This window comes from Kutzneria sp. 744, assembly GCF_000568255.1.
Lineage (GTDB): Bacteria > Actinomycetota > Actinomycetes > Mycobacteriales > Pseudonocardiaceae > Kutzneria.
This window is the reverse complement of sequence record NZ_KK037166.1, coordinates 501,762-526,017: the sequence shown is the minus strand read 5'-3', so window position 1 is coordinate 526,017 and position 24,256 is coordinate 501,762. Positions and strand designations below refer to the sequence as shown.

Annotated in this window: 22 protein-coding genes and 1 pseudogene; 5 read left to right on the top strand and 18 right to left on the bottom strand. The window is 67.5% G+C overall.

The genetic code is table 11. The annotated features are described in order from the left end of the window. The 3 genes from KUTG_RS60595 to KUTG_RS55830 all read right to left on the bottom strand — a co-directional run. Nucleotides 1-219: hypothetical protein (locus KUTG_RS60595; RefSeq protein ID WP_198046975.1), on the bottom strand; the 219-nt coding region annotated here is incomplete at its 3' end. 75 nt (nt 220-294) lie between these two features. Beyond that, entirely contained in the window at nt 295-1,308 is a 1,014-nt protein-coding gene (locus KUTG_RS02325) for an NAD-dependent epimerase/dehydratase family protein (RefSeq protein WP_043714535.1), read from the bottom strand. Nucleotides 1,309-1,352: 44 nt separating this feature from the next. After that, nucleotides 1,353-2,195, bottom strand: coding sequence for a DUF998 domain-containing protein (locus KUTG_RS55830; RefSeq protein WP_198046974.1), 843 nt, complete (start codon nt 2,193-2,195; stop codon nt 1,353-1,355). Nucleotides 2,196-2,253: 58 nt separating this feature from the next. Here KUTG_RS55830 and KUTG_RS02315 point away from each other — a divergent pair, with 58 nt between their 5' ends. Beyond that, a complete protein-coding gene (locus KUTG_RS02315) occupies nt 2,254-2,838 on the top strand; it encodes a TetR/AcrR family transcriptional regulator (protein ID WP_043714533.1) in 585 nt (194 codons plus the stop codon). Nucleotides 2,839-3,021: 183 nt separating this feature from the next. Here KUTG_RS02315 and KUTG_RS02310 read toward each other — a convergent pair whose 3' ends face one another. The 4 genes from KUTG_RS02310 to KUTG_RS02300 all read right to left on the bottom strand — a co-directional run bounded on the left by KUTG_RS02310 (nt 3,022) and on the right by KUTG_RS02300 (nt 8,605). Beyond that, nucleotides 3,022-3,630 (bottom strand): colicin immunity domain-containing protein, encoded by a 609-nt coding sequence (locus KUTG_RS02310; RefSeq protein WP_198046973.1) that lies wholly within the window; start codon nt 3,628-3,630, stop codon nt 3,022-3,024. Next, nucleotides 3,627-7,391, bottom strand: coding sequence for a DUF6531 domain-containing protein (locus tag KUTG_RS02305; RefSeq protein ID WP_052393776.1), 3,765 nt, complete (start codon nt 7,389-7,391; stop codon nt 3,627-3,629). The genes KUTG_RS02310 and KUTG_RS02305 overlap by 4 nt, the downstream gene beginning before the upstream one ends. 188 nt (nt 7,392-7,579) lie before the next feature. Then, nucleotides 7,580-7,717 carry a hypothetical protein gene (locus tag KUTG_RS65860; RefSeq protein WP_369794619.1) on the bottom strand — a complete coding sequence of 46 codons (138 nt, stop codon included), beginning with the start codon at nt 7,715-7,717 and terminating at the stop codon, nt 7,580-7,582. A gap of 345 nt (nt 7,718-8,062) precedes the next feature. Beyond that, nucleotides 8,063-8,605: an IS630 family transposase gene (locus KUTG_RS02300; RefSeq protein ID WP_369794618.1), complete on the bottom strand. Its 543-nt coding sequence runs from the start codon at nt 8,603-8,605 to the stop codon at nt 8,063-8,065. 624 nt (nt 8,606-9,229) lie between these two features. On the opposite strand from KUTG_RS02300, the gene ltrA reads away from it, so the two are divergent. Continuing rightward, a complete protein-coding gene (gene ltrA, locus KUTG_RS02290) occupies nt 9,230-10,663 on the top strand; it encodes a group II intron reverse transcriptase/maturase (RefSeq protein WP_043714528.1) in 1,434 nt (477 codons plus the stop codon). A 118-nt stretch (nt 10,664-10,781) separates the two neighbouring features. Here ltrA and KUTG_RS02285 read toward each other — a convergent pair. Beyond that, a pseudogene (locus KUTG_RS02285) lies at nt 10,782-11,321 on the bottom strand (IS630 family transposase); the annotation flags it as partial. Between the two features lie 48 nt (nt 11,322-11,369). On the opposite strand from KUTG_RS02285, the gene KUTG_RS02280 reads away from it, so the two are divergent. The 3 genes from KUTG_RS02280 to KUTG_RS02270 all read left to right on the top strand — a co-directional run bounded on the left by KUTG_RS02280 (nt 11,370) and on the right by KUTG_RS02270 (nt 14,026). Then, a complete protein-coding gene (locus KUTG_RS02280; RefSeq protein ID WP_043714525.1) occupies nt 11,370-12,098 on the top strand; it encodes a DinB family protein in 729 nt (242 codons plus the stop codon). 143 nt (nt 12,099-12,241) lie between these two features. After that, nucleotides 12,242-12,670, top strand: a complete 429-nt coding sequence (locus KUTG_RS52780; protein WP_052393773.1) for a hypothetical protein — start codon at nt 12,242-12,244, stop codon at nt 12,668-12,670. Nucleotides 12,671-13,696: 1,026 nt separating this feature from the next. Further along, nucleotides 13,697-14,026: a helix-turn-helix domain-containing protein gene (locus KUTG_RS02270; RefSeq protein WP_043714523.1), complete on the top strand. Its 330-nt coding sequence runs from the start codon at nt 13,697-13,699 to the stop codon at nt 14,024-14,026. A 274-nt stretch (nt 14,027-14,300) separates the two neighbouring features. On the opposite strand, the gene KUTG_RS63015 is transcribed toward KUTG_RS02270, so the two are convergent. From KUTG_RS63015 to KUTG_RS02230, 10 genes are all read right to left on the bottom strand, one after another. Next, a complete protein-coding gene (locus tag KUTG_RS63015; protein WP_232240609.1) occupies nt 14,301-14,426 on the bottom strand; it encodes a S1 family peptidase in 126 nt (41 codons plus the stop codon). Between the two features lie 10 nt (nt 14,427-14,436). Then, nucleotides 14,437-15,354 carry a S1 family peptidase gene (locus tag KUTG_RS02265; RefSeq protein ID WP_232240608.1) on the bottom strand — a complete coding sequence of 306 codons (918 nt, stop codon included), beginning with the start codon at nt 15,352-15,354 and terminating at the stop codon, nt 14,437-14,439. 422 nt (nt 15,355-15,776) lie between these two features. Further along, nucleotides 15,777-17,381 (bottom strand): alkaline phosphatase family protein, encoded by a 1,605-nt coding sequence (locus KUTG_RS55245; protein ID WP_084578794.1) that lies wholly within the window; start codon nt 17,379-17,381, stop codon nt 15,777-15,779. A gap of 575 nt (nt 17,382-17,956) precedes the next feature. Beyond that, nucleotides 17,957-18,157 (bottom strand): hypothetical protein, encoded by a 201-nt coding sequence (locus tag KUTG_RS02255; protein WP_043714521.1) that lies wholly within the window; start codon nt 18,155-18,157, stop codon nt 17,957-17,959. Further along, complete coding sequence (locus tag KUTG_RS02250) at nt 18,154-18,789, bottom strand: TMEM165/GDT1 family protein (RefSeq protein ID WP_157494252.1); 636 nt, start codon at nt 18,787-18,789, stop codon at nt 18,154-18,156. The genes KUTG_RS02255 and KUTG_RS02250 overlap by 4 nt, the downstream gene beginning before the upstream one ends. Before the next feature lie 110 nt (nt 18,790-18,899). Further along, complete coding sequence (locus KUTG_RS02245; RefSeq protein WP_084578793.1) at nt 18,900-19,913, bottom strand: alpha/beta hydrolase family protein; 1,014 nt, start codon at nt 19,911-19,913, stop codon at nt 18,900-18,902. 212 nt (nt 19,914-20,125) lie between these two features. Then, nucleotides 20,126-20,962 carry a glycoside hydrolase family 5 protein gene (locus KUTG_RS02240; RefSeq protein WP_232240607.1) on the bottom strand — a complete coding sequence of 279 codons (837 nt, stop codon included), beginning with the start codon at nt 20,960-20,962 and terminating at the stop codon, nt 20,126-20,128. Nucleotides 20,963-21,048: 86 nt separating this feature from the next. Then, on the bottom strand, nt 21,049-21,384 hold the full coding sequence (locus KUTG_RS63010; RefSeq protein ID WP_232240606.1) for a hypothetical protein: 336 nt from the start codon (nt 21,382-21,384) through the stop codon (nt 21,049-21,051). Nucleotides 21,385-21,462: 78 nt separating this feature from the next. Beyond that, on the bottom strand, nt 21,463-22,389 hold the full coding sequence (locus tag KUTG_RS02235) for a dienelactone hydrolase family protein (protein WP_084578792.1): 927 nt from the start codon (nt 22,387-22,389) through the stop codon (nt 21,463-21,465). Between the two features lie 125 nt (nt 22,390-22,514). Continuing rightward, entirely contained in the window at nt 22,515-24,029 is a 1,515-nt protein-coding gene (locus tag KUTG_RS02230; protein WP_043714519.1) for a family 43 glycosylhydrolase, read from the bottom strand. Between the last annotated feature and the right edge of the window lie 227 nt (nt 24,030-24,256).

Genomic DNA, 24,256 nt, shown 5'->3' with positions numbered 1-24,256 from the left:
CGCGGCGGCACGGGGCTGCCGGTCGGGCAGCGTCAACTCCGCCGACACCGGGTGTCGCACGCCGACCGTGACCGTCCAGGACACGGTCAGCTCGGCCGGCGGTCCGTCGCCGGCGTCGAGCGCGGTACGGCCACCCGGCAGCACGGCGCGCAGCACCCGGCGTTCGGCCTCGGCCTGGCGGCCCGCCAGATGGTGTGACTGCGAAAATGACGGTTTCACAGTCACACGTGACCGTCAACCTTGAGGGCCGTACGGGCAGCCGGACGCGTCCCCGTCGACGGCACGGCCGAGCGCTCACCCGAGCCCGTGGCCGAGGAGGCTTTCCGCGCAGTCGACGGCGGTCTGCTCGGCGGGACGTGGAGTCCAGTCCAGGATCCTTCGCGCCTTGTCCGTCGTGTGCCGGTTGCGGCGGCCGAGCGAGATGACGATCGACTTCAACGGCGGGCTGAACCTCGCCATCACCCGGACGAGGACGTTCGGCAGTTCCCGCGTGGAGACCTTTGCCGCCTTGTCGCCGAGACCGGCCTTGAGGGCACGGGCGATGTCGGCCATCCAGATGAACGGCCCGGTGCCCAGGAACCGCTGTCCGCCCGCATCGGGTGCGGTCATGGCGCGAATGTGCAGGTCGACGAGGTCGCGGACGTCGACGACCTCCAAGCCGATCTTGGGGGCGCCGCGCATCTGTCCGCGCAGCATCCGCAGGATGATCGACGCCGTGCCGACGTTGTCCGGGGTGAGGACGGGGCCGAGCACCGCGCCGGGCAGCACCGTGACCAGTTCGGTCGGGCCGTCGTGGGCAGCCATGAAGTCCCAGGCCGCCTTCTCGGCGATCGTCTTGGACCGTCGGTACGCCGGTAGGGACGGGTCGTCGACCGTCCACAGTGTCTCGTCGGTGACGCCCTCGGTCGCGTAGGACATGGGACTGGCCGCGTTGGCGGCCGAGGTCATCACGACTCGTTTCACCTGCGCGCGGGTCGCCGCGCGCAGCACGCGCAGCGCGCCGTCGCGAGCGGGCACGATCAGCGCTTCGGGGTCCTTGTCGTCACCGCTGCCCAGCGGCGACGCGACGTGCAGGACGAAGTCGACGCAGGCCATGGCGGCGTCCCACCCGTTGTCGTCCATCAGGTCGGCGTGCGCGAAGGTGAGCCGCCCGGCCGGATCGACCTCGGTGGACACCGCGTCGATCACCGCCTGCTCTCGGGACGACGAGCGCACGGTCGCGCGCACGTCGTAGCCACGCTGGAGCAGAGCGACGATCGCCCAGCCGCCGACGTAGCCGGTTCCCCCGGTGACCAGCACCTGGGCCATGTCGTGTCCTCACTCTCGTTGTTCGTGGCGGCTCGCTGGAGCCGCTAGCTGCCGACGGCGACCGGCTGGCGGCGCGAAACCCGTCGTGCGGCGATGAGACCGCTGCCCAGGAGGACGTGGCCGATCATGATCGGGTAGATCACCGCGCGTTCGAACATCCCGATGTTCCACTCCCAGCCGGTGAACACGTCGGCCATGAACACCGGGAACGCGACCAGGCCGACGATGCCCAGCACGACGCTCGCCACGCGGCGGCCATGGCCGAGGCCGATCCTGGCCCCGGTGGCGCCGACGACGATCGCCATGATGTTCCCGGCGAGCATCACGCCCTGCGCGCCGAACTGGTGGAAGGCGATCAGGCCGTTGGCCACGTTCGCGTTGGATCCCTGGAAGATGCCCACGAGCGACACGCCGACGCCGGACAGGACGGCCAGCACGACGACGGCGATCGGCCGCGCGCCCCGGCGCAGGTCGAAGGACAGCAGCGCGCCGATGATCAGCAGGGCGCCGTAGAGCACCCAGCCGGTGTCCATGACCGCGCCCAGCGGGGAGTTCCCCACCTGCCCGAACGCGACCTGGCTCGGGCCGGTCAGGCCGAGGTGGCTGACCCAGTTGTAGAACGGCGAGTAGTGCGGCTGCTGCCAGGCCGCCGCCGTGACGAACTCGGCCGCCCACGAGACCAGCGGGCCGACGAACAGCAGGACCGCGCCGATCCGGGCGGCCGCACCGGACCGAAGGATCGACCTCGCTTCGGCGCCTCGCGCGGTGCGGGCGCGGGTCGGGGCCGCTTCGTCCGGGTCGCCCGGTTCGGCGTCATGTCGATGTGCGGTGAGCGTGCGGCGCATGAGAGACCTCCCGGGATCCAACACGCGGACGATCCTCCGCATGTCGCCCTAAACTAGCGGAGGATTGTCCGCATGTCAAAGCGTGGGGCATCATCGAGGCATGACCGACCAGACGCCGAGCACCTACGGCACGCAGCGCAAGGCCGCCGCGCGCAACCGGGTCGCGATCATCGAGGCGGCCCACGAGCTGTTCGCGGAGAATCCGCTCGTGCCGCTGAGCGAGGTCGCCAAACGCGCCGGCGTCGGCGCCGGCACGCTCTACCGCCATTTCCCCACGCGCGAGGACCTGATCCTGGCGGCCTACCAGCACGACATCGACCGCCTGACCACCACCGCCGACGAGGTCCTGGCCCGGCACTCCTCGGCGAAGGCCGCCTTCGTCGAGTGGTTCGAGACCCTGTCGGCCTACATCCGCATTAAGCACGGCCTCGGTGACGCGTTGCACAGTGCCGCGGCCCAGGAGCTCATCGCCGCGTCCTGGGGTCCGACCACTGCCGCCGTGACGAAGTTGGTCGACGCCTGCGTGGCCGAGGGCGCCATCGCGCCGGGGCACGACCCCGCTGACATCATCATGCTGATGAGTTTTCTGTGGCGGGTCGCGAACAACGACGACGGCGTGGCTCAGGGCCGGCGGCTGATCTCCGCCGTGTTCTCCGGTCTGAAGGAGGCGCCCCGACCGATCTGAGTATCCGTCGGCCACGCCACCATCGTCGACGGCCACCGCCGAGAGCCCTGATTCGATCGCTGTCGGGGACGTCCGCGTCGGCGGCCGACTCGAGCAGCCGTGAAATCCCGCCGGGTGGCCGAGGCCCGGTAGCACCTCGGCTGTTGCCCACTGCTCGTAGGGCTCCAGCCAGGCATCGGCGGATCAAGCGTCGGCGAGTTCCTCCAGCGCCCGGCGCGCAACGTCGGCGAGCTGCTCGTCGGTGAGGTCGCCGGGCTCGTGCAGGGTTGGGTCGATCGCGTAGTCGTCCAATGCGGAGAACATCCGGTCCAGGATCTCTGTCAGTGGCGGCCTGGTCCGCTCACCCTCGCTGAGCGAACGGCGTCGGGCGGCGAGCCAGCGACGGGCGAAGTCGGCGGGCGGGGTCTGGCCGTCGGCGAACGATCGCATGAGGTCCAGCTGCTCGGCGACGGCACTTCCCGGGGCCACGTCCGCGGGCTTGGACCAGCTCTGCCGCGTGGGCGGAAACTCGGCGGCGATCTCGACGAGGACCGCGGACCCGGTCCGGCGAGCGTAGCGGACGAACCGTGCCCGGGCCTCGTCCACACCTTCGGGAACGCGCTCCCGCACGAAGTCCGGTGTGCCCCCCACCAATCCGTATCCCTGTGTCGTGACCAGCACCGCGCCGTCGGGCCCGGCGATCACGGTGTCGGCGGGCTGGATGCCCAGGCGTCTGGTGATGTCGTGGGCGGCCAGCGGAACCACGGAACCCGCGCCCCACCGCCTGCGGAAGTCGGCCACCGCGTCGCTCACCATAGGAATCCCTTGTGGACAATGTTCATGAACTGATTGTCGCCCAACTGGTACGCCGACCAGAACTTGCCGTCGGTGTGCAGCATGACCATCTTGTGGCTGGTCGGGTTGATGAAGCCCACCGCCGGACCCTGCCCGCGATAGTTGTACCGGTAGATCTTGGTGTCCGGGTCCGTCATGTGGTTCTTCATGGCCTGCTCGAACTGTGCGAGGGTCGCGTTGCTCCGGTTGCCGGTGACGCCGAAGTCCGCGGCGTGGGCATCGTACTTCTTGCTCATCGTGCCCTTGTGTGAGAAGTCCGCCCTAGCCTTCCACCGTCCCTTCGGACACGGCGTGAGGCCGAGCGGATCGGACCAGTCCATCGGGTTGGGCACGTAGGCGTGAGGATTGGGACCGCCGTCCGCGCCGAGCGGGTCGTCGCTGGCGTAACTGCCGGCCGTAGGGTCGTAATACCGGTGCAGGTTGTAGTTCTGACCGGTTTCGACGTCGTGGTACTGGCCGGGAAACCGCAGCGGGCAGTATGCGCCCGGCGCGTACGGGGCGAGCTGCTCGCCCCACAGGGTGGTCGCCTGGCGCCAGGCCAGGCGTCCGTTGGCCTCGACCAGTTCCGTTGGTGTGCCGAGCATGTCCGTGACGATCGCGTAGAACCTCTGGTTGGTCGCGTCGCGCTCGGTCTGGGTGAGCGGCACGTGTTCGCCCGGCTGATAGTCCCAAGTCGTCGTCAGTCCGCCGGAGTGCGCCTGCTCGACCACTGTCGTGCCGTCCCAACAGAAGTCGGTGCGCTCGGCGACGTGGTTGTCGGCGGTCAGGCGCAGTTTCGCGATGCGACGGCCGAGCGGGTCGTAGAGATACCGCCAGGTGACACCGTCAGGTGTGCTCACCGCGACGAGCTGATCGTCGGAGTTCCACGCGTATCGCCAGGTTCGCCGCTGCCCGGACAGGGTTCGGCTGTGCCGCGCGATGATCCGCCCCTGCGCGTCGTGCTCGTAGCGGATCAGGCCTGCGGCGCGGACCAACGTACCGACGTGCTCGCGAGTCGGCCCGCCGACGTTGCCACTGGGGTCGTAGTCGTAGCGCTCGTCGACATCGGCCGCGATGACCCTGGCGGCGCGTCCGAGCTGGTCGAGCTCGTAGGTGCGCACGCCGCCGATCTGGTCGACGACGTTCGTCACCGCGCCGTCGGCGCGGTAGGTGTAGGCACGTCGCTGGATCAGATGGGGGCGATTGTCCGGGGCAGGCACGGTGAGTGCTTGGGTATGCAGGCGGTGTGCGGCATCCCAGGTCTGGCTCAGGCTGAGCGCGCCGACCCGCCGGTTGATCTCGCGGCCGGCCGGGTCGTAGCCGAAGGTCAACGTCGCGCCCGCCGCCGTCAGGGCGAGAGGCTGGCCCGCGGCGTCGTAGCGCCACCGCGAGACGGCTCCGGAGGCAGTGGTGCGGGTGGTCTTGTGGCCGAGTGGGTCGTAGGTCGACGTGAGCGTGCGTCCGTTGCACGTCTCGGTGAGGACATTGCCCAGCGAGTCGTAGGTCAGGGTCAGGTCGGCGTCGGTGTTGGTCGCCCACAGGACGCGATCGGCCGCGTCGTAGCCGAAGGTCGTGATGCCGTCGATCGCATGCCGCTCGACGACGCGGCCCAAGGCGTCCCGGACGAAGGTCGTGGTCTGGCCCAGCGCGTTGGTGCGCGACGCCATGCGTCCAGTCGCGTCCCGGCCGTAGCGGGTCGACCGGCCATCGAAGTCGGTCTCGCCGACCAGGTGGCCGGCGGCGTCGTACTCGTACCGCCAGACAAGGCCGGCCGGGTTGGTGATCGACGCAAGGCGCTGCTCGGTGTCGTAGTGGTATTCGGTGCGGGCGCCGGTGGCGTCGATGGTCGCGGCCGGCATGTCGAACCCGCGGTAGTCGGTGCGGGTGAGCGCACCGTGCGGGTCGACGCGTTCGATCTCATTGCCCTCGCCGTCGTAGGTCCAACGCACGATCGATCCGTCGGGGTGGACCCGTGTGGCGAGCTGACCGTCACCGGTCCACTCCAGGCGTGTGACGCCGCCGAGCGGATCGACAACCGTGGTGACCCGTCCGAGGCGGTCGCGTTCGTAACGGGTGCGTGCGCCCAGCGGATCGGTGACCGCGATGGGCAGCCCGGCGGCGTCGCATTCGACAGAGGTGACCGCGCCGCGAGCGTCCGTCATCGCGGCCAGATGATGGGAATCGTCATAGGTGTAGCGGGTGACGCCGCCGGCCGGGTCGGTCACAGTGACGAGATTGCCCACATCGTCGTACTCGCGGCGCCACACTGCCCCGTCCGGCTCGACGACCACGGCCGGCAGCCGGAGATCGTTGTGCTCGGCCAGCACCTGTGAACCATCAGGCCTGGTAACCCGGGCGACATCGCCGTTCTCGGTGTACTCCAGCCGCGTTGTGTGCCCCAGCGGATCGGTCCGCGACAACAGGCGGTCGTAGCGATCCCATTCGGACACCGTCCGCGCGCCCAACGGGTCGATCACCGAGACGATCTGACGGGCCTGGTTGAACTGGTACAGGGTGACATGGCCCTGCGAGTCGGTGGCCGACGTGACGCGGTTGTCCCGGTCGTAGTCAAGGGCGCAGGTCAGATTGCCGTCCGCGCCTTCTGCCAGGATGCAGCGGCCCGTGTTGTCGTAGTGGTACCGGTACCACATGCCGTTACGGTCGACCCACTGCGCGAGCCGGCCGTCGGCGTCGTAGTGCAGCCGCAGCGGCTGTCCCGATCCGTTGACCACCTCGGCCAGCCGATCGTTGTCGTAGCCGAACCGCGCCAGCGGTCGACCCTCGACCGAAAGGCCGGTGATCAGGCCGTCCGCGGCCTCGACACCGACGACGTACCCGCCGGAGTGCCGGATCTGGGTCAGCGTGCCATCTGCGGCGCGTACGAAGTCGATGTCGTGGCCCCGACGATCGCCCATCGACCGCAGTGTCCCATCGACGTCGAAACGCAGGTGCTCCGCGAATTCCGGCTTGTCGAGAAGGTATCCGTCCACCGTCCGCCGCAGTGGCCACCGGGCCCCCTCTTCGGGAAGCACCGCCTCGTCCTGTGGCGTCGGGTAGGCGAGCAGGACACCGTCGGCAGCGACGAACACCACGCCTTCGCCATCGACCTCGAGCCGCTGGTCCACTGTGGACGCCCAGGCAGGGCCGAAGCTTCGCCCCACTCGGTAGGAGGAGACATGCGTGCGGCTGAGCACCAGGGGCAGGACACCCGGCAACTCGACATCGGTCTGCGTCAGGATCACCTCGCCGGAGGCGAAGTCGATCGGGTCTTCGCTGAGCGTCCGACCGTTGACGTCGACTGCGTGGTCACGCGGGTTGCCGCCGAGGTGGCTGCGCGCGGATCGGTCTCGACCGGAGGACCGTCCGAGCGGACGGGCGGCGCGCACTCCGCCACCGTGCGGGGCGATATTGCCTTCCCTGCCCGGGTGGTGCTTCCGCAGCGCGCTCGCGGCTGACCGGTCGGCCTCCTCGTGCAGGTCAGCCATGGTGTGCAGGCGCTTGCCGGCGCCTTCGACGACTCGTCCGCCCTCGCCGAAGACCTTGCCGGTAATCTGCACGCCTTCGCCCATGGCCTTGGCGACAACGGCGCCGATCCCGGACCTGTCGCTGCTGGCGTGGGAGACCAGGTTCTGGCCTGCTGTTTCCAGCTTCTGGCCGCCGTCGGCGAGCTTGCCGCCGAACGCAGCCAGCTTGCCGCCGGAGCTGCGCAGGTGGTCAGGATGCACGTTGATCCCGGTCATGGGGCAACGCTAGTGAGCGCGGGTCGGCAGCGCAGGCGTTTGACACAGTGCGCGCGGACAGCCGGATACTCGCACTCCATTTGGATGGCTTTCCAAGCGACGTGGTGGAGCCGGTGCGCGTTGGCGCGGTGGCAAGAACATTTGCCTGCGGCCAGTCTCCCCAGCACAATGAGGTGATCGCCCCTACATCAGCTGAGTCGGTCGTGTTCGACATGGGTGAGAACGAGTGCGGCTTTGACGATGTCGCCGATCTTGCGGGGGCCGGCGGTGATGTGGTGGAGGGTGCGCCAGCGGCCGGTGAGTAGCGCAAAGCCGCGTTCACCCAGGCAGCGCAGTCCGCGGAGGAGCGCGTTGTAGGTACGTTGTCCACGTCGAGTACTTGATCACCGGCAGGTTGTTGGAGTGTGGTGTGCACGCCGATGCCCGAGCCTTCGTAGCTGCCGTCGGCCGGAGTCGGTAGTTCGAGCTGGGACGCGGCCCAGTGCAAAGCGCCGAGCAGGTGCTCGCGGGCCAGGGTGAGGTCGTGCATCGAGCCGGGTTCGACATCGGCTACCCACAGCGGAAAAGCCGTCCGCCAGCCGTCGGCCTTGGCCTTCTGCAGAGGTTCGTGCAGATCGGGCGCCTGGTTGGCGTGCACCTCGATGAACTCGTCGAGTTGTCGGTGCTCGGACCTAGTGTCCTGCGCCAGGAATTCGGTCAAGATATGAGGCGAGGCGGTCGAGGATCTCGTCAGCGTCCTTGGTCCACACGAACGGCCTGGGATCGGCGTTCCACGTCGTGATCCAGTCGCGGATGTCGTTTTCCAGTGCACGTAAGGACTTGTGCGCAGCTCGACGCAGGCGTTTGTCGGTCAGCAAGCCGAACCATCGCTCCACCTGGTTGAGCCAGGAGGAGTAGGTCGGGGTGAAGTGCATGTGGAAGCGGGGGTGCGCGGCCAGCCACTTGTTGATCGTGGGGTGTTTGTGGGTGGTGTAGTTGTCGCAGATTAGGTGCACGTCAAGGTCGGCGGGCACCTGCTTGTCCAGTGTGGTGAGGAACTTCTTGAACTCCACCGCGCGGTGACGGCGGTGGATGGAGCCGATCACCTCGCCGCTGGCCACGTCGAGCGCGGCGAACAGGGTGGTGATGCCGTGCCGGATGTAGTCATGGGTACGGCGCTGCGGCAGGCCGGGCATCATCGGCAGCATCGGCGCGGACCGGTCCAGCGCCTGGATCTGCGACTTCGTGCGCCACGAGGCGCTGCACTATCGGGTGGAGGTGAGAGACCTCCGCCGTCGTCCTGTCGCAGCAGGTCGATGAAGCTGAGGGCAGCCTGATCCGGGAGGCGCCGGGGAGGGTGGGAGCAGCCCTGACAACGAGGAGACGGGCCGGCACTGCCAGACGGCTCGGGCTCACCTAGCGAGACGGAAAGGTGTACGTGAGGAACCAGCGGTTAAAGCCTCTCAAGAGATACACCGGCTCCAACCTGGCGGATGCGGGCCGGAGCGCGACGCACACCTGTCTTGACCGGATGTCCGGGACAGGGCGGGTGACTTTCGGGCCGGGTGAAGACGCCGGCAGGGAGGCCGCGAGGAAAGGCTGCGGCGTACTCGTGGCGATGTCGCAGGGGCAAAGCTGGGCACCGACCCCGTCGACCGGTGTGTGGTGAACGTGGGAAGCGTCCCGGGCTGGTCCCGCGTGCTGGCCGTCCAGGTCGGGTGCGGGCAGGCTCGTCGTCGGCTGAGCGGGCCGGGGCGTGGCGGAGCCGTCGTAGTAGTCCGAGGTCGGGAAAGCCGGCCACATGGCGAAGGGCGGCAGCGAGTCCGCGGCGATGGGAACGGAAGGGCAGGAGATCACCGGTGAATACGGGTGTGCTGTGGCCGACGGTCGAGGAGGCCGAGGCGCGGGTACTGCGGATCCAGACCAAGCTGCATCAGTGGGCGATCGATGGTCCTGGTCGCCGGTTCGACGACGTGTTCAATTTGGTGTGTGACCCGGCTGTTCTCGTTGTGGCGTGGACGCGGGTCAGGGGCAACAAGGGTAAGCGGTCGGCGGGGGTGGATGGTGTCCGTCCGGACGCCGTGTTCGCCGCCGAGGAGTGGTTCCTGCCCACCTTGAGGCGAGATCTCAGGGAGCGGCGGTTCGACCCGATGCCCGTGCGGGAGCGGATGATCCCCAAGCCGGGCAGCGCGAATCTGCGTCGCTTGGGTATCCCGACCGCGCGGGACCGCACCGTGCAGGCGGCTCTGAAGCTGGTACTGGAGCCGATCTTCGAGGCGGACTTCCAACCGTGTTCCTACGGTTTCCGTCCTCGGCGCCGGGCCCAGGATGCGATCGCGGAGATCCACCAGTTCACGTCCCGCTCGTATGAGTGGGTCCTGGAAGGGGACATCGAGGCGTGCTTCGACATGATCGACCACCCGGCCCTGATGGACCGGGTGCGTGGTCGGGTCGGGGACAAACGTGTTCTGGCTCTGGTGAAGGCGTTCCTGCATGCGGGCGTCCTCAGCGAGGACGGCGTGGTCAGGAACACCAGTACCGGCACACCCCAAGGCGGGATCCTGTCTCCGTTGCTGGCCAACATCGCCCTGTCAGTCCTGGACGAGCATTTCGCCCGGGCATGGGCGGCCAGCGGCACCTCGTATCGGCGGTTCGTGGCGCGCCGCAAGGGGTCGGCCACCTATCGGATCGTTCGCTACGCGGACGATTTCGTGGTTCTGGTGTCCGGGTCGAAGCGGCATGCCGAAGACCTCCGGGAGGTGGTGGCCGGACTGTTGGCCCCGATGGGCCTGCGGTTGTCGGCAGCCAAGACGAGGGTCTGTCACATCGATGAGGGCTTCGACTTCCTCGGGTTCCGCATCCAGCGGAAACGGAAGCGGGGCACGGACAAGCGCGTGGTCTACACCTACCCGTCGAAGAAGGCGCTGGCCTCGATCGTCGGGCGGGTCCGCGCGCTGACCCGCAGGTCGTCGCATCCAACACTTGCCGCCCTGCTGCGCCAACTCAACTTGGTGCTGCGGGGTTGGTGCGTCTACTTCCGTCATGGTGTGTCGAAGGCGACCTTCCACTACCTCGATGATTACGCCTGGCATCGGGTAGTGCGGTGGATTCGTAAGCGGCACAACAAAACGAAGTGGGCCGTCCTCATGCGCCGTTACCTTCCGGGGTGGCGACCGACGGAGGACGAGGTGACGTTGTTCCAGCCCCAGACGGTGACGGTCAGCCGTTACCGATACCGGGCGGCCAACATCCCTACACCCTGGGCAGTCATAACGCCAGAACCAGCAAAGTGATCCGCTGACACGGGCTCGTGGAGAGCCGGATGCTCAGGAATGGGCACGTCCGGTTCGGCGGGCGGGCCGGGGAAACGTAACGTTCGTAAGGACGTCAACGCGCCCCGGTCCGACCCAACTCGTCGACGCAGAGGACCAGCGCCTTGTCGGGCGGATTCAGGTAGAGCCCGACGACGTCGCGGACCTTGTCGACGAACTGCGGATCGTTGCTGAGTTTGAAGGTGTCGACCTGGTGGGGCTTGAGGTTGAACGCCTTCCAGATCCGTCCGACCGTCGACTTGGACAATCCGCTCTCGGCCGCCATCGAGGTCCGCGACCAGTGCGTGGCATCGGCCGGGGTCCGTTCCAGCGTGGCCACCACCAGTTCCTCGACCTGCTCGTCGGTGATCTTGCGCGGGGCGCCCGGACGTGGCTCGTCCACCAAGCCCTCCAGGCGCCTGTCCAGGAACCGTCGTCGCCACTTGCCCACCGTCTGCGGCCAGATCCCCAACTCGGCGGCGACGTCCTGATTGGATCCGCCGGCCGCGCACCCGAGCACGATTCGGCATCGCTGTGCCAATGCCTGCGACGACTTCGCCCGCCGCGCCCACCGTTGAAGCGTCTCGCGTTCCTCGTCGGTTAACACCACAGCGGCCACCGGCCGGCCTCTACCTGCCATCCGTCAATCCTACAATTAATCAACGAACTTTAGGCGCAGGACACTAGTATGCGGAGCATGACGCGGTATGTCGGCGAGGATCTGCACGGTGCGGAGTTCCGCGAGTGCGACCTGACCGGAGCACGCCTGATCGGCGTCGTCATGCAGGATGCCGTGATCGACGGGCTCATCACCAACCTCGTGGTGAACGGTGTCGAGGTCACCGGGTACGTCGAGGCAGAGCTCGACCGGCGTCATCCGGTGCGGGTGCTGATTCGCTCCGAGGACCCGGCCGATCTGCGCGAGGCATCGCGACAGCTTCATGCCGGCTGGGCCGCCACGGTCGAGCGAATCCGCCGTACGCCTGGCATCGAGCGCCGCAGCGTGAACGACGAGTGGTCGGCGGTGCAGACGATGCGCCACCTGGTCTTCGTCCACGACTCGTGGTTCCGCCGCTGTTGCCTGGGCTCGACGGAGCTGTTCACGCCGATGGGCATCGGGCCGACCGTCGAGCCCTACCGTGGAGCACATGGGCTTGATCTCTCGCTCGATCCGACGCTCGATGAGATCGTGAGCGTGCGTGAAGCACAGGCCGCCGAGCTCGAGGCCTGGCTCGACGAGGTCACCGCTGTGCAACTCGCAGCGCGAGCGCCGGTGCCCGACGACGATGTCTGGCCGCCGTACGCCCGCGGCCGCTTGGTGCGGCAGTGCCTCGGCACGGTGCTCAACGAGACCTTCGAGCACCGCGGCTTCTGCGTCCGCGACCTCGACCTGATCGAGGCGCAGGACGCCGAGTAGGGCCGGCTGCAGATGACCAGCCGTTCACGGCAACTTCGCCGTTGGATGCTGGCCGTCACCGTTGACATCGGGTGGTTTCGGGACCGTGGTGGCAGGATCCTCAGCCGAGGTCGAGGGGACAGGGAAGCCCGCGGGAGGAAATCATGGGTATCCGTTACACCGGTCCGTACGCGCAGCAGGTCGACGACCATGAGGGGCATGCCGCGCGCAAGCTCGCCGATGGCACGGTCAGCGCGGGGTGGACCGAGGAGACCAGCTCGTTGCAGGGCTTTGTCGCGTCGTGTTCGTGCGGGTGGCGCGGGGACGGCGAACACCCGGCGACGGAGGCGGGCCGGGAAGGGGCGGAAGGGCAGTGGAGCACCGAGCATCTGGGTCCGCTGATCGAGGCGGCCCGCGCCACGTGGGACAGCTGGCCCGAGGAGTTGGTCGGGTTGGCGCGGTATGTGCGGGACAGGGTGCAGGCGCAGGACGCGGCCGAGGCACTGCGGGTTCTGGACCAGATGGTGGCCGATGTGGACTACCGGCGTCGGACGGTCACTCTGCTCGCGGCGCAGCAGGAGCCCCCGGCGTAGGAGCCGGTCGGTGTCTGCGCAGGTCAGCGGCGCGTGTGGCCTGTCGGGGCATACGTGGGTCATCCGTCCGAGCAAATCTATGGTGACCGGGGTAGACATTCGGCCTTGGGCGTGTGTAGTGTTCTACCCAGCACGAGGGAAGAAAACGTCCGATGGCACGGGAGATGACGAACTACCCGTGGAGTACAGGCAAGACGGCCAGGCGTAGCGGAGCCGATCACGGTACGGGGTTCCGGTAGGTGGCCAAGGACCGGTGGTAGTGCTGGGCAGATACGCCAGGGCTCAGCGGACGGTCGTAAGCAAAGAGAAACGCAAGAGGGATCGACGCGGGAGATGACGAACTACCCGCGAGCAGTGGCTAGACGGTCAGGTGCGCCGGAGCCGGTCAGTGGAAGGGGTTCCGGCGGGTGACCGAGGCAGTGAGCCGAAGGGGGCCAGACTGTTCACCTGGTCTCGCGCGGTGATGGCAGTTGCGAACGCATACGGCACGACAGTAGGACGCGGGCGATGTTCGACCTGTCCGCGGGACGCAAGTGAAGTGTTAGACGGTCAGGTGCGCCGGAGCCGATCAGTGGACGGGGTTCTGGTGGGTGACCAGCGGCGTCAGGTGCTGGGCCCAATTCGGTAAGGGGTTCAGACGTGGTCGTCGTGAAAGGACAAGCACGACAGTCACGCAGTAGTTCGGCAAGTGCGAGTGGCAGTTCAGCAAGTCGCAGTTCAGCAAGTCGCTGTATCCGCAGTACATGCAGTATCCGCAGTGCGTATGAGGTAGTCAGAGGAGAAGGGAAGGGTTGCACGCCGTCGGATCGCCCGCTTCAGGTTGTGTCGCGCCGGGCGGGTGCCGCAGTCCCATCGGATTGGAAGGTGGTCTTCGGTCACGCGTATGCGATCCCCGCGGGTTCTGCCTCTCAGGCGGGCCACGCGGACAGTGAAAGCCGATCTTTCGGTCGGTTGATGGTGATCAAACCCAAACCCCTGGGGCCCCGGCGCTGTCTGCGCCGGGGCCCCTCATGATGTGGAGGCGCGATGATCCCTGGTCAGCGAGACGCGGCCGGTGCGAGTGCGGCCGACAGGTTCGACGATGAGCACTACCCGGCCTACACCATGGGCCGTGCCGCGGAGATGCTGGGCACCACGGCGGGTTTTCTGCGGAGCCTGGACGAGGCCGAGCTGATCGAGCCGGCGCGCTCGACCGGTGGGCATCGCCGCTACTCCCGCCACCAACTGCGGATCGCCGCCCGGGTGCGGGAGCTGGTCGATCAGGGCACGGCCCTGGGCGCGGCCTGTCGGATCATCACCCTGGAAGACCAGCTCCACGAAGCGCAGCGGATCAACGCTGAGCACGAGTACACCTGATCAGAACGTCACGCACCCCACAGGTAACGGCGACGGGGCTGGCGAACAGAGCGACAGGCAGCCCCTCTTGCACCGCCTGATCGAACGCTCCTGTCGCGCTCCGGATTCTGGCTGTACCGAGGGCGTAGCAGCACTGTGAGCACCGCGTCGATGATCGATGCCTGATTGCTCCGAGCATCGGGGCGACAGCGGGTATGAGCGGTGCTCATGTACCGTCCGTGAGATGACGGCCCTGTCGGCGCCCGGCGGTTCGCCGGACGCCGACAGGGATTCGTCAGGGCAGCGTGAGGCCGTACGCGCTGAGCGCGGCCGGCACCGGCTGGAAGAACGTTTCGCCGCCGGACTGGCAGTCGCCGCTGCCGCCCGAGGTGAGACCGAGCGCGGTGTCACCGTCGTACATCGAGCCGCCGCTATCGCCGGGCTCGGCGCACACGTCGGTGTCGATCAGGCCGCTGACGCTGCCTTCCTGGTAGTTCACGGTGGCATTGAGGCCGGTCACGGTGCACGCCGCTGGTGGAGCCGCTGCGCGTCACCTGCTCGCCGACGGTCGCGTCACCGGCCTGGGAGATCTGCTGGCCCGTGTTGACCGCGCTGGGGGCGTCGACGCCCTGGTCGTAGGTCGCGTAGGAGTAGTCGGTGCCGGGGAAGTCCGCCTGCGCGGTGGTGGCGATGTGCTCGTTGTTGCCGCTGTCGGCCCACCAGTCGTTGGTCGCGACGCCGCAGTGGCCGGCGGTCAGGATCGCCGGGTTGCCGCTGGAGTCGTGGACGTTGAAGCCCAGGGAGCAGCGCAGTCCTTGGCCCCAGATGGCGTCGCCGCCGGCGATCAGCGGCCGCAGTGTGCTGGCAGTGATCTTCAGCCGAGCCTTGTCGCCGAGTTCCTTGACCACGCTGGTCAAGGAGGCCAGCTTGGCGCCGGTGACGGTCGAGTCGGCGGTGACCAGCACCTGGCCGGTGCGGGGGTCGATCCGCCACGCCGTGCCGGGAATTCGTGCCTTCAGCGCCAATTGCGTTGTCACCGCGGCGAGTTCCGACGCGTGGTAGGGCACCTTGACCGGCACTGCGCCCAGGGCGTGGACTTGCGCGGCTGCGGCGTCGTCGGTGACGGTGACGATCAGCTGCTTGCTGGCGTTGTCGTAGTAGAAGCCGATGGTGCGGTCGCCGAGCAGGGACTGGGCGGTCGCGCCGAGGTGTGCCGCCGGTCGGGCGGCGATCGTCGGGGCAGCGTGGGCGGTCGCCGTCGGCACTGCCCACCCGAGGGCGGCGACGAGAACGCCGGCGACGGTCGCCGCGAGCCTCCTCGCCCGCTGTTGATGGCGTGCAGGGTTCATGAGCCATCTCCGTTCAGGGGTCACCATTGGTCGCAGGGGTACCCGAGCCACTGGAGTGCGCGCTGGACGATGGTAGGACGACGGCAAGACGGGCAGCCACCGACGGAAGTCGTGTCTGACTCACATCCGGCCACGGATGCGCGGACGTTGCGACCATTGCTCACGAAACGGACGAATTCGCCGGGCTGGTCGGTGACGGACGTTCGCAAATCCGCCGATCGTGCGAATGAAGCGGCCTTCAGGATGTCATGCTCGCCACGGCCGGCCGGCGCTACAACGGTCGACGGCTGCGCCGCTCCCGCGAGGTTCGCTCACCCCGGCCGGCCAATTCTTGGCAGACCTGAAGCTTCTGGCACCTGTGGGGTTTTGGAAACCCCACAGGTGCCACGATCCACCGGAACTGCGCCCGGCCGTCCTGACGGTCAGGACACCGCGAGGCTGGTGTCGTCGAGCACGAAGGACGTCTGCTGGCTGGAGTCCTCGGCGCCGGTGAACTTGATGGTGATCGTCTGGCCGGCGTACGCGGACAGGTCGTAGGTGTGCTGGGCGTAGCCGGTGCTGTGGTTGAGGTTGGAGAAGGTCGCCAGTGTGCCGAGCACCGTGCCGGAGGCGTTGAGGACCTGCGTGGTCAGCTTGTCGTACTGGGTGGTGGTCGTCGTCTCGGCGGTGTCGATGTGCAGCCAGAAGCCGAGCTGGTAGCTCGTGCAGCCGGTGGGCAGCGTGACGGTCTGGGCCAGCGTGTCGGTGTGCGAGGAACCGTAGCCGTCGAGCCAGCTGTACCACGAGCCGCTGTGCGGGGACTCTCCGCTGTTGTTGGAGATCACGCCCGAGGCGGCGGTCCACGGCGGCGCGGCGCCGGTCTCGAAGCCGGGGTTGCCGAACTTCTGCGCGGCACTGCAGCCACCGGACGCGGGGCCGACGGTCCAGCCGAAAGTCGTGTTGCCGCTGGCGTTTGCCGTGTCCGTCGCGGTGACGGTGACAGTGCTGCTGCCGGCCGTCGTCGGTGTGCCGGAGATCAGTCCGGTCGAGGAGTCGATCGACAGACCGGCGGGCAGACCGGAGGCGGAGTAGGTCAGGGTCTGACCCGACCCGGAGTCGGTCGCGTGCATCTGCAGGCTCGTGGCCGTGCCGACGGTGCCGGTCTGGTTGCCGGGGTTGGCGACGGTCACGCCGCCGGTCTGGCCGGCGAAGATGTCGGTGATCGGGGTGGCCGAGGCGCTGGCGCCGGCGCGCGGCAGGGCGTAGGCGTCCTCCAGGGTGCGCAGCACGTTGTAGTGGTTGATGGTCTCGCTGTACTTTCCGGCGGTAACCCCGGCGCCGGTGATGATCGTCGGGATCTGGTTGTTGGCGCTGTTGTCGTCCTCGTCCCAGGTCACGACCAACAGGCTGTTGTGCGCCTTGGCCCACTGGGCGTAGGCGTCCATGTGGCTGCGCAGCCAGGTGTCGCCCTGTTGCACGGTGCCGTCGTGCATGTCGTTCTGCAGGTTGGGGACGACGAACGACACGGTCGGCAGCGTGGTGAAGTCGCTGGGGAAGCTGGTGAACGGCTGGTTGGAGGCGGCCGGCACGGTGGTGAAGTTCACCCACGGGTTGTGCTTGCGGGCGTAGCTGCCGCTGGTGCAGCCGGTGTAGCCGGCCGAGGGCATCGACTCGGAGTAACCGGTGAAGGTGAGTCCGGCGCCGATGGTCTCCTGACCGAGGTTGGCGCCGCTGTAGGTGTGCGGGCAGGAGTCGTCGGACAGGCCCTGTGTGGAGCCGGAGAAGAGGGCCAGGTAGTTCGGCTCGCTGGGGTGTGTGATCGCGAACGACTGGGTGAAGGACGCGCCCCCGGCGGCCAGCGAGTTGAGGTACGGCGCACTGGAGCTGCCGATGACGTCGCCGTACGAGTGGTTCTCCTCCAACACCACGACGACGTGGTCCGGACGGGGAATCGCGTGTGGGGCGACCGGCAGGGCCGACGCGGCCCCGGCCGTGGACCCGACGAGCGCGGTCGCCGCCAGGACCGCGACCATCAGCCCTCTGCGCATTGTTTCTCCTTGTGGGAAGCCGGGTCCGGTGGGTGTGCCGGCAGGCAGCGTAAGCGTCACCGGCCCGAACTTCGACAGTCCTGTAGTAGGCGATGACCGAATGGAGCATCGTCCGCTTTTGACCGTTGACGGCGGACACGGACTGTTCAGCCGGGCCACGTCCGGTGTTCTCCCGATGGCCCGGCGGCGGAAAGCCGGGGTCGAGCCGGCAGAGCATGTCCATCGCGACGACCCGAGGAAAGCTCGCGCCGCTGTCTCGAAGCGAGAAACCCGGGGCACATCACAGCCTCCAGAAGTCCCTGGGCGGATCCGGCTCAGGCGGCCTCGTCACCGAGGTCCTCGGTCGCGTCGGCCGGCGGAGTGCGACGCGGACCGGTGATGGCGGGCAACGACCAGGTCATGGCGAGCCAGACCGTGGCGAACAACCAGCCGCCGACCACGTCAGAGGGCCGGCGGGCGTGGCCGTGTCCGTCAGCGCGACGGCGACCGCGGTCACCGGTGGCTGCCGGTGAGCGACGAGTCAACCGTGGATCGGCAGGACTGCCGGCACGCCGGCGACCGTCAGTGGGCGACGGTCAACGGTCACGTGTGGCATGGCGCAGACTCAACGGCAACACGACGAGGACGGCGAGCGAAAGCACCCACCAGGCCGGCAATCCCGCGCCGGCGAGGACGAACGTGATCACGAGCGCGGCCACGACGGCGACCGCCATCCGCCAGTCGTCGCCGACGACGAAGTCGTACCAGAAGAACAGAAACCGTCGGAGCCTGGTCATGCCGTCACCTTCCGTCGTCCCACCGCGATCAGCCCGTTCTCGGGCACCCTGGCCAACGGGGCCATGACCGCGATTCCGACACCGGTGACCAGTGCGACGGCGCACAGTGCTGCGACGGTGGCCGTGCCGATGCCGCCCTGGCTGACGCCGAAGGTCAACACGATGAAGGCCACTTCGAGCCCTTCCAGCAGAAGACCCTTGAACGACAGCGTGAACGCGTACCAGTCGCCGATCACTGCGCTGCGGCGGCTGTCGGCCGAGCGGGCCGCCGCCAGCGTCTCGTCGAAGATGCGCGACTCGTCGTGCAGGGCCTTGTGGCCGGTGGCGCGCAGGATCACCTTGCGCAGCCACTGCAGGCCGAAGATCAGCAGGAGGCCGCCGATGACCATCCGCAGGGCGTCGATGGGGATGGCGGTCAGCGCCGGCCCGAGCGCGGCGACGATCACGGCGAGAGCCGACAGGCCCGCGCCGACGCCCCACAACGCCGACCGCCAGTCGCGGGCGGTGCCGGCCGCGAGCACGATCGTCAGCGCCTCGACGGCCTCGACCGCGCAGGCCAGAAAGACGGCCACGAACAGCGCGGCGCTCGTCACCTTTGGCCTACGGGCGGTGAGACCTGGATTGTCCTGCACCGGGCGGCAGTGGGCGGTCGAAGCGCGTCGTCGTCCCGGCCGCGGCCGGGACGACCGTGAACCGGGTGCCGGCACGGAACCGGCCCCGACGGCGTCGGGGCCGGTGCGGATCAGCCCGGATAGTGGGAGTTGATGGCGCCGGTGTGCACGGCTGCGGGGTTCACCGCTTCGTGGTCGGTGGACGTGGAGGCCGACCCGCCGGGCAGGAGCGGGCAGGTGCTCTGGTAGGCGCTGACGCCGGTCGAGTCGAGCTGTGGGCACAGGAACTGGGTGTAGCGGGCGTCGTTGTCGAGGAAGACCTTGAACCAGGGGACGACCTTGCGCATCATCACCGAGTTCGGCTTCCAGCTGGGGAAGCCGTGAGTGGCGCCGGTGAGTTCGACGTACGCCTTCTTCGTCGGAATCTGGTTGTAGAAGTTCTTGGCGTACGACGGCGAGACCGTCGTGTCCTTCTGTCCGACCATCACCATGGCGGGCACCTTCAGGGTCTTCATGTTCGTCGAGAAGATGGCCGGCGCCAGCCCGATCGCGGTTTTCAATGACGGACGCTTCGACGCCGCGGACATGGCCCCGCCGCCACCCATCGAGTGGCCGATCACCGCCGTCCGGTTGGGGTCGATCCGGCCGCGTACCGGACTGCGCTGGGTCAGGTAGTCCAACGCGGCCAGCAGTTGTGTGCCGCGGGCGGCGTCCCCGTCGCCGGGGTTGGCCGCCTCGAATCCGATCACGACGAACCCGAACGAGGCCAGCCAGGGTCCCGTCCATTCCAGCGCGGCCCACGAGCCGTTGTAGCCGGGGATGAACGCGATCGCGCCGAAGGTGCCGTGACTGGTGTCGGTCGGGTAGTAGATCACGCCCTTTCGGAACTCCGACACGTTCATCGTGGCCGTGGCGAAGGTGCCCGCTGTGGTGACACTCTGTTTGGTCGGGTCCGGGCCGCGCTGGTAGAGGTTCTCGGCTACTTGGACCTGTCCCGGCTGGTGCGGATTCTCGGCGGCCGTCGCCGGAACCGCCCCGGCCACGGCGGTGACGACCGCGAGACCGACCGCGACCGCGAACCACCTCCACACCTGGCCCAACGAGCGGGTCCCCGCCCGCCCTGCATGCACTTCGATCCGGCGCATAGCGTGCTACCTCCAGCTACTTTCACGGCGACACGCTGCCGCCGACGTCCTGGTGACACTCGTGTGCTCGACGGTCCCCTTTGTTGTGCCGCCAAGGAAAACCATTCCGCGCGATGGCGACGGTCCTCGATTCCTTCGGTGTGCGGGAACCTTTGTCACGTCAATTTCGGAACGGCGGCCCCGCGCTGGGGTTGTCGCTTCCGTGTTCCACTTCACATGGCCGACCGGGCGCCGCCGCCAAGGCCGCTCATAATGGCATTGATGATGCCCTGTTGGGTCACCGCGTACGAGCGTCGGTCGAAGAGTCCGAACCCGTACTGGCCGGTGGCGCCGTTGTCCCAGTAAATGGTGGCTTCGCCATACTTCTTGGCCGTGGCCACCACGGCGTGGGCATAGTTCGCGCGATACTTGTTGTTCGACGAGTCGGATGAGGTCTTGTCGTTCGCACCGTATTCACCGACAACTATCGGATATCCCTTGACGCCGAAGGTGTCGTGCATCTTCTTCAACTGTGCGTCCAGATGGTCCTCCTGGCCCCAGGTCGACCTCTTCGACGGATTGGTCGCGGCTCGTCCCCACTGCGTGCTGGCGCCGCTGTCCGCTCCGGTGAAGTCCCAGGGGTCGTAGTAATGAACGGAGATCATGATCCGCTGTTCATTTCCGGGGACGGAGGAGGAACGGTATTTGTCGGTGGGGAGCGTGAAGCCGTAGTTCCCGGCGGTGTAGTCGATGTTGGTGTTCCAGCCGGGGATGAGCAGCCATCGTGAACCGTTGTTGTTGCCGCCGGCTTTCCGTACGGTGTCCACGAAGATCTGGTTGTAGCTGTTGATGTTCGAGTAGCACGGTTGGGTGGGGTTGCCGTACTGCCCGGTGAACTCCTCGTTCATGGATTCGAAGATCAGGTGTTGGTCGTAGTTCTGGAACTTGTTCGCGATTTGTTGCCAGTTCTTCTGGTACTTGGCCCTGATTGTCGTCTGGTTGGACGAGTCGCAGATCAACCACGAGTTGCTGACGGTCTTGTAGCCATCGCCGTGCATGTTGATCAACACATGCAGGCCTCGGTTGTAGGCGTAGTTGACGACCTCCTGGATCCTGTTCAGTCAGGAAGGGTTGATCGTGTAGTTCGGACCGGGTCCTATGTTTTCAGGTAGGAGACCGGGATTTGGATCGTCTTGAATCCCGCCGCCTTCACCTTGTCGATGATCACTTGCGTCACGGTCGGCTGACCCCAGGCGGTTTCGCTGGGGTATCCGTTGGAGCTGGCCTCCAGTTGGTTGCCCAGGTTCCAGCCCGCGCCCATGTCGGCAACAATCTGCGATGCGCCTTCCTGTGCCGTGGTGTCGGCCGAAGCCTGACCTGTCAGGCCGGATGTGGATACGGCAACCGTCAATACGGCGGTAAGGATGATGCTTCTTGTCTTGCCTGCTCGTGAAAGCATGGGTATTCCCTCCTCTCTTTCATTCTTGAGCATGTCGAAACTCTTCCCGATTCGGGACCGGGCGAACGGCGGCTCCCGCGTCGGCGCTCGACGCGGGAGTCGCACTTGTCGTCAGATGTAGGGGCACTTGGGTTGGTAGATGGAGATCTTGGCGGCGTCGGGCAGCTTCGGGCACAGGAACTGCTCGTAGCGGTTGTCACTGTCGACGAAGATCTTCAGCCACGGGATGACCAGCTTCATCATGACGTTGTTCGCGGTGCGGTAGAACTCGTGGTCGGCCCCCGCGATCTGGGCGAACGCGCTCTTGGTCGTCGACGGCATGGTGGCGTACAGGCCCTTGAGATAGGACGGTGTCACGGTCGGGTCGTTCTGGCCGCCGAGCACCAGCGTCGGGACGCGGTCGCTGGACATGTTCTGCGACGGGGAGTACGGCGCCAGTCCGATGCCGGCCTTGAGCGAGGGCTGATGTTCGGTCGCGTAGACCACGCCGCCGCCGCCCATCGAGTGGCCCATCACCGACAGCCGGTTGGGGTCGACCCGGTTCTTGACCGGGCTTCGGGTGGTCAGCCAGTTCAGCGCCGCCAGCGCCTCCTGGCCGCGCGCGGTGTCGAAGTCGTTGGGGCTGTTGGTCTCGATGCAGATCACCACGAACCCGAACGAGGACAGCCATGGCCCCATCCACGCCTCCTCGGGGGCGGGTTGGTTGACGCACCTCGCGGTGTACCCGGGGATGATGGCCAGCGCCCCCCAGGTGCCCTGGCTGGTGTCGGTCGGGTAGTACACCGTGCCCCCGTGGAAACCGTTGCCCGGGGCCACATTCTGTTGCGCGGTGGCGAATGGGCCCCGGGACGCCTCGATCATCGCGAGGGTGGGGTTGGGGCCGCGTTGGGTGCTTTTGACGGACGCGGTGGCCGGATTCGAGGTGGTTGGCCGGGCCGAGGCCGGACCGGCCAAGGTCAGCGCCGCGGTCGAGGCCAGCACGGCCGCGGCCAGCACGGCCCCCGTCGACCGGGACCAGCGTCCCCGATGTTGTCGCATTGCTTCACTACCTCCTGAAATAGTGCCGAAGCAGCTGTTGTCAGTGCTTCACGCCGCGGTGAAGCCGTTCAGGTCGGCCCCGGGCCCCATGTTCGGCACCGGTGTCGTGATTGGACGGTCCGCCGCTAGCCGGCTTGGACCAGGCTGAAGTCGTCGACGTTGACCCAGTTGTTCGCGCCCGCATTGGAGGACACGCCGACCTGGATCGTCCCGTTGGTCACGGTGATGCCGGTGATGCTGACCTTCGTCCAACCGCCGATCGACTGGTTGATCGAGTGGTCCATCTCGCCGGCGCCGAAGTTCCTGACGAAGATGTTCGCCGTCTTCTGCCCGCCGCTGCTCTCGACCCAGGCCGACAGCGTGTAGGTGCCGTTGGGCAGCGAGATGTTCTGGTACATGCTCGCGTTGTAGGCGGAGGAGGAACGCTGCGACAGCGCCCAGCGGCCCGTGTGTCCGCCGAGGTGGTTGCCGTTCGCGGCGCCGGAGTTGGTCCAGCCGGCCAGCGCGGTCTGCGCCACCCGGTCGGCCTCGGCGCTCGGATTCAGCACGTGGTTGTTGCCGCTGCCGACCGACCAGGTGCCGGCGGCGGCGTCGATGTTCCATTCGTTGAGCGAGTGGAAGACCGGGGTCGTGCCGTTGAAGGTGACCGGCACCCAGTCGTTGTAGCCGAGGCCGTTGCCGGCGAAGTCGCTCCAGCGGTCGCCGCCGAACATGACGAACGATCCCGACGAGCCGGTCACCTCGAACGCGAGGCCGGTCTGCGTCACGTGCGAGAAGTCGGCGTCCGTGCCCTGGAGCACGTATTCCGAGGAATACGAGCTGGAGATCTTCGTCGACTGGATGCAGTACGTGTGCGACGCGTTCCAGCCGTGCAGGTCCGACGAGCAGAAGTAGTACACCGCGCCGTGCTTGAACATGATGTTGCCCTCGCGCCCGCCCGACGAGCTGTTGTAGATGTTCACGGCCGACTCGACGTGCAGGAAGTCGGAGGTGCGCAACGGTGCGACATACAGGTGGGACCGGCCGCTGGAGTTGCTGAAGACCAGATAGGCCCGTCCGTCGTCGTCGGTGAAGACCGACTGGTCGCCGGACATGCCGGTGCTGACGTTCCCGATGCTCGACTGGGTGCCTGCGAGGGCGAAGTGACCGGTTGGAGAGCTGCTCGTGGCGAACATGAGCCCGCCGCGCCCCTGCGAGATCAGCACGTACTTGCCGGTGGTGGGATTGTGGGCGACGCCTACCCGGCCGACCCAGCCGCCGCCGCCAACGTCGGAGGCGGTCAGCGCGTTCCCCTCGAACTTCCAGTGCACCAGGTCGGTGGAGGAGTAGCAGGGGATCGCGTTGAAGGAGACGTCGCCGTTCTTTCCCTTGGCCGGGTCGTTGTAGTAGGTGGGTGCCCCGTTGTACTTCACGCCGTACCAGTAGTACGTGCCGCCGACCTTCAGCACCCCGCCGCCCTGTGAGTAGATCGGGTTGCCGGAAGTGTCCTTCCAGAAGATGTCGTTCTGGAGCGTCGGGGCGGCGGCGCCCGTGTCGGCACGGGCCGCCGTCGCTGTGCCGTGGTCGGCGAAGAACATGAGGGTGGCCGTGACGGGAAGCAGCAGCGCGACGATCGCCCACCTGACGGTTCTGCTCAGCATTTCACGTCCTCCGATCGGGGTTCCGGATGTGCGCGCTCGGCACTGGAAAGCGCTTACCTGTCCACTGAGATGGAAGTCCGTACCCAAGATCAGTTCAAGGGTTGGCGGCTCGGCGGCGGAGTGCCGGAGCGGGGACGCGCGGTCACCTCGAGTTCGGATCGTGCGCCGTGCCAGGGTTTTCGGCCCGCGACGGACATCGCCGGCGGTTGCGGCCACGGCTCCCGGCC

Bases quoted from the DNA above. Each gene is read 5' to 3' on its own strand.
- KUTG_RS02325 (WP_043714535.1), bottom strand. From the start codon at position 1,308: ATGGCCCAGGTGCTGGTCACCGGGGGAACCGGCTACGTCGGCGGCTGG.
- KUTG_RS55830 (WP_198046974.1), bottom strand. From the start codon at position 2,195: ATGCGGAGGATCGTCCGCGTGTTGGATCCCGGGAGGTCTCTCATGCGC.
- KUTG_RS02315 (WP_043714533.1), top strand. From the start codon at position 2,254: ATGACCGACCAGACGCCGAGCACCTACGGCACGCAGCGCAAGGCCGCC.
- KUTG_RS02305 (WP_052393776.1), bottom strand. From the start codon at position 7,391: ATGACCGGGATCAACGTGCATCCTGACCACCTGCGCAGCTCCGGCGGC.
- KUTG_RS02280 (WP_043714525.1), top strand. From the start codon at position 11,370: ATGCGGAGCATGACGCGGTATGTCGGCGAGGATCTGCACGGTGCGGAG.
- KUTG_RS52780 (WP_052393773.1), top strand. From the start codon at position 12,242: ATGGGTATCCGTTACACCGGTCCGTACGCGCAGCAGGTCGACGACCAT.
- KUTG_RS02270 (WP_043714523.1), top strand. From the start codon at position 13,697: ATGATCCCTGGTCAGCGAGACGCGGCCGGTGCGAGTGCGGCCGACAGG.
- KUTG_RS63015 (WP_232240609.1), bottom strand. From the start codon at position 14,426: ATGTACGACGGTGACACCGCGCTCGGTCTCACCTCGGGCGGCAGCGGC.
- KUTG_RS02265 (WP_232240608.1), bottom strand. From the start codon at position 15,354: ATGAACCCTGCACGCCATCAACAGCGGGCGAGGAGGCTCGCGGCGACC.
- KUTG_RS55245 (WP_084578794.1), bottom strand. From the start codon at position 17,381: ATGCGCAGAGGGCTGATGGTCGCGGTCCTGGCGGCGACCGCGCTCGTC.
- KUTG_RS02255 (WP_043714521.1), bottom strand. From the start codon at position 18,157: ATGACCAGGCTCCGACGGTTTCTGTTCTTCTGGTACGACTTCGTCGTC.
- KUTG_RS02245 (WP_084578793.1), bottom strand. From the start codon at position 19,913: ATGCGCCGGATCGAAGTGCATGCAGGGCGGGCGGGGACCCGCTCGTTG.
- KUTG_RS63010 (WP_232240606.1), bottom strand. From the start codon at position 21,384: ATGCTCAAGAATGAAAGAGAGGAGGGAATACCCATGCTTTCACGAGCA.
- KUTG_RS02235 (WP_084578792.1), bottom strand. From the start codon at position 22,389: ATGCGACAACATCGGGGACGCTGGTCCCGGTCGACGGGGGCCGTGCTG.
- KUTG_RS02230 (WP_043714519.1), bottom strand. From the start codon at position 24,029: ATGCTGAGCAGAACCGTCAGGTGGGCGATCGTCGCGCTGCTGCTTCCC.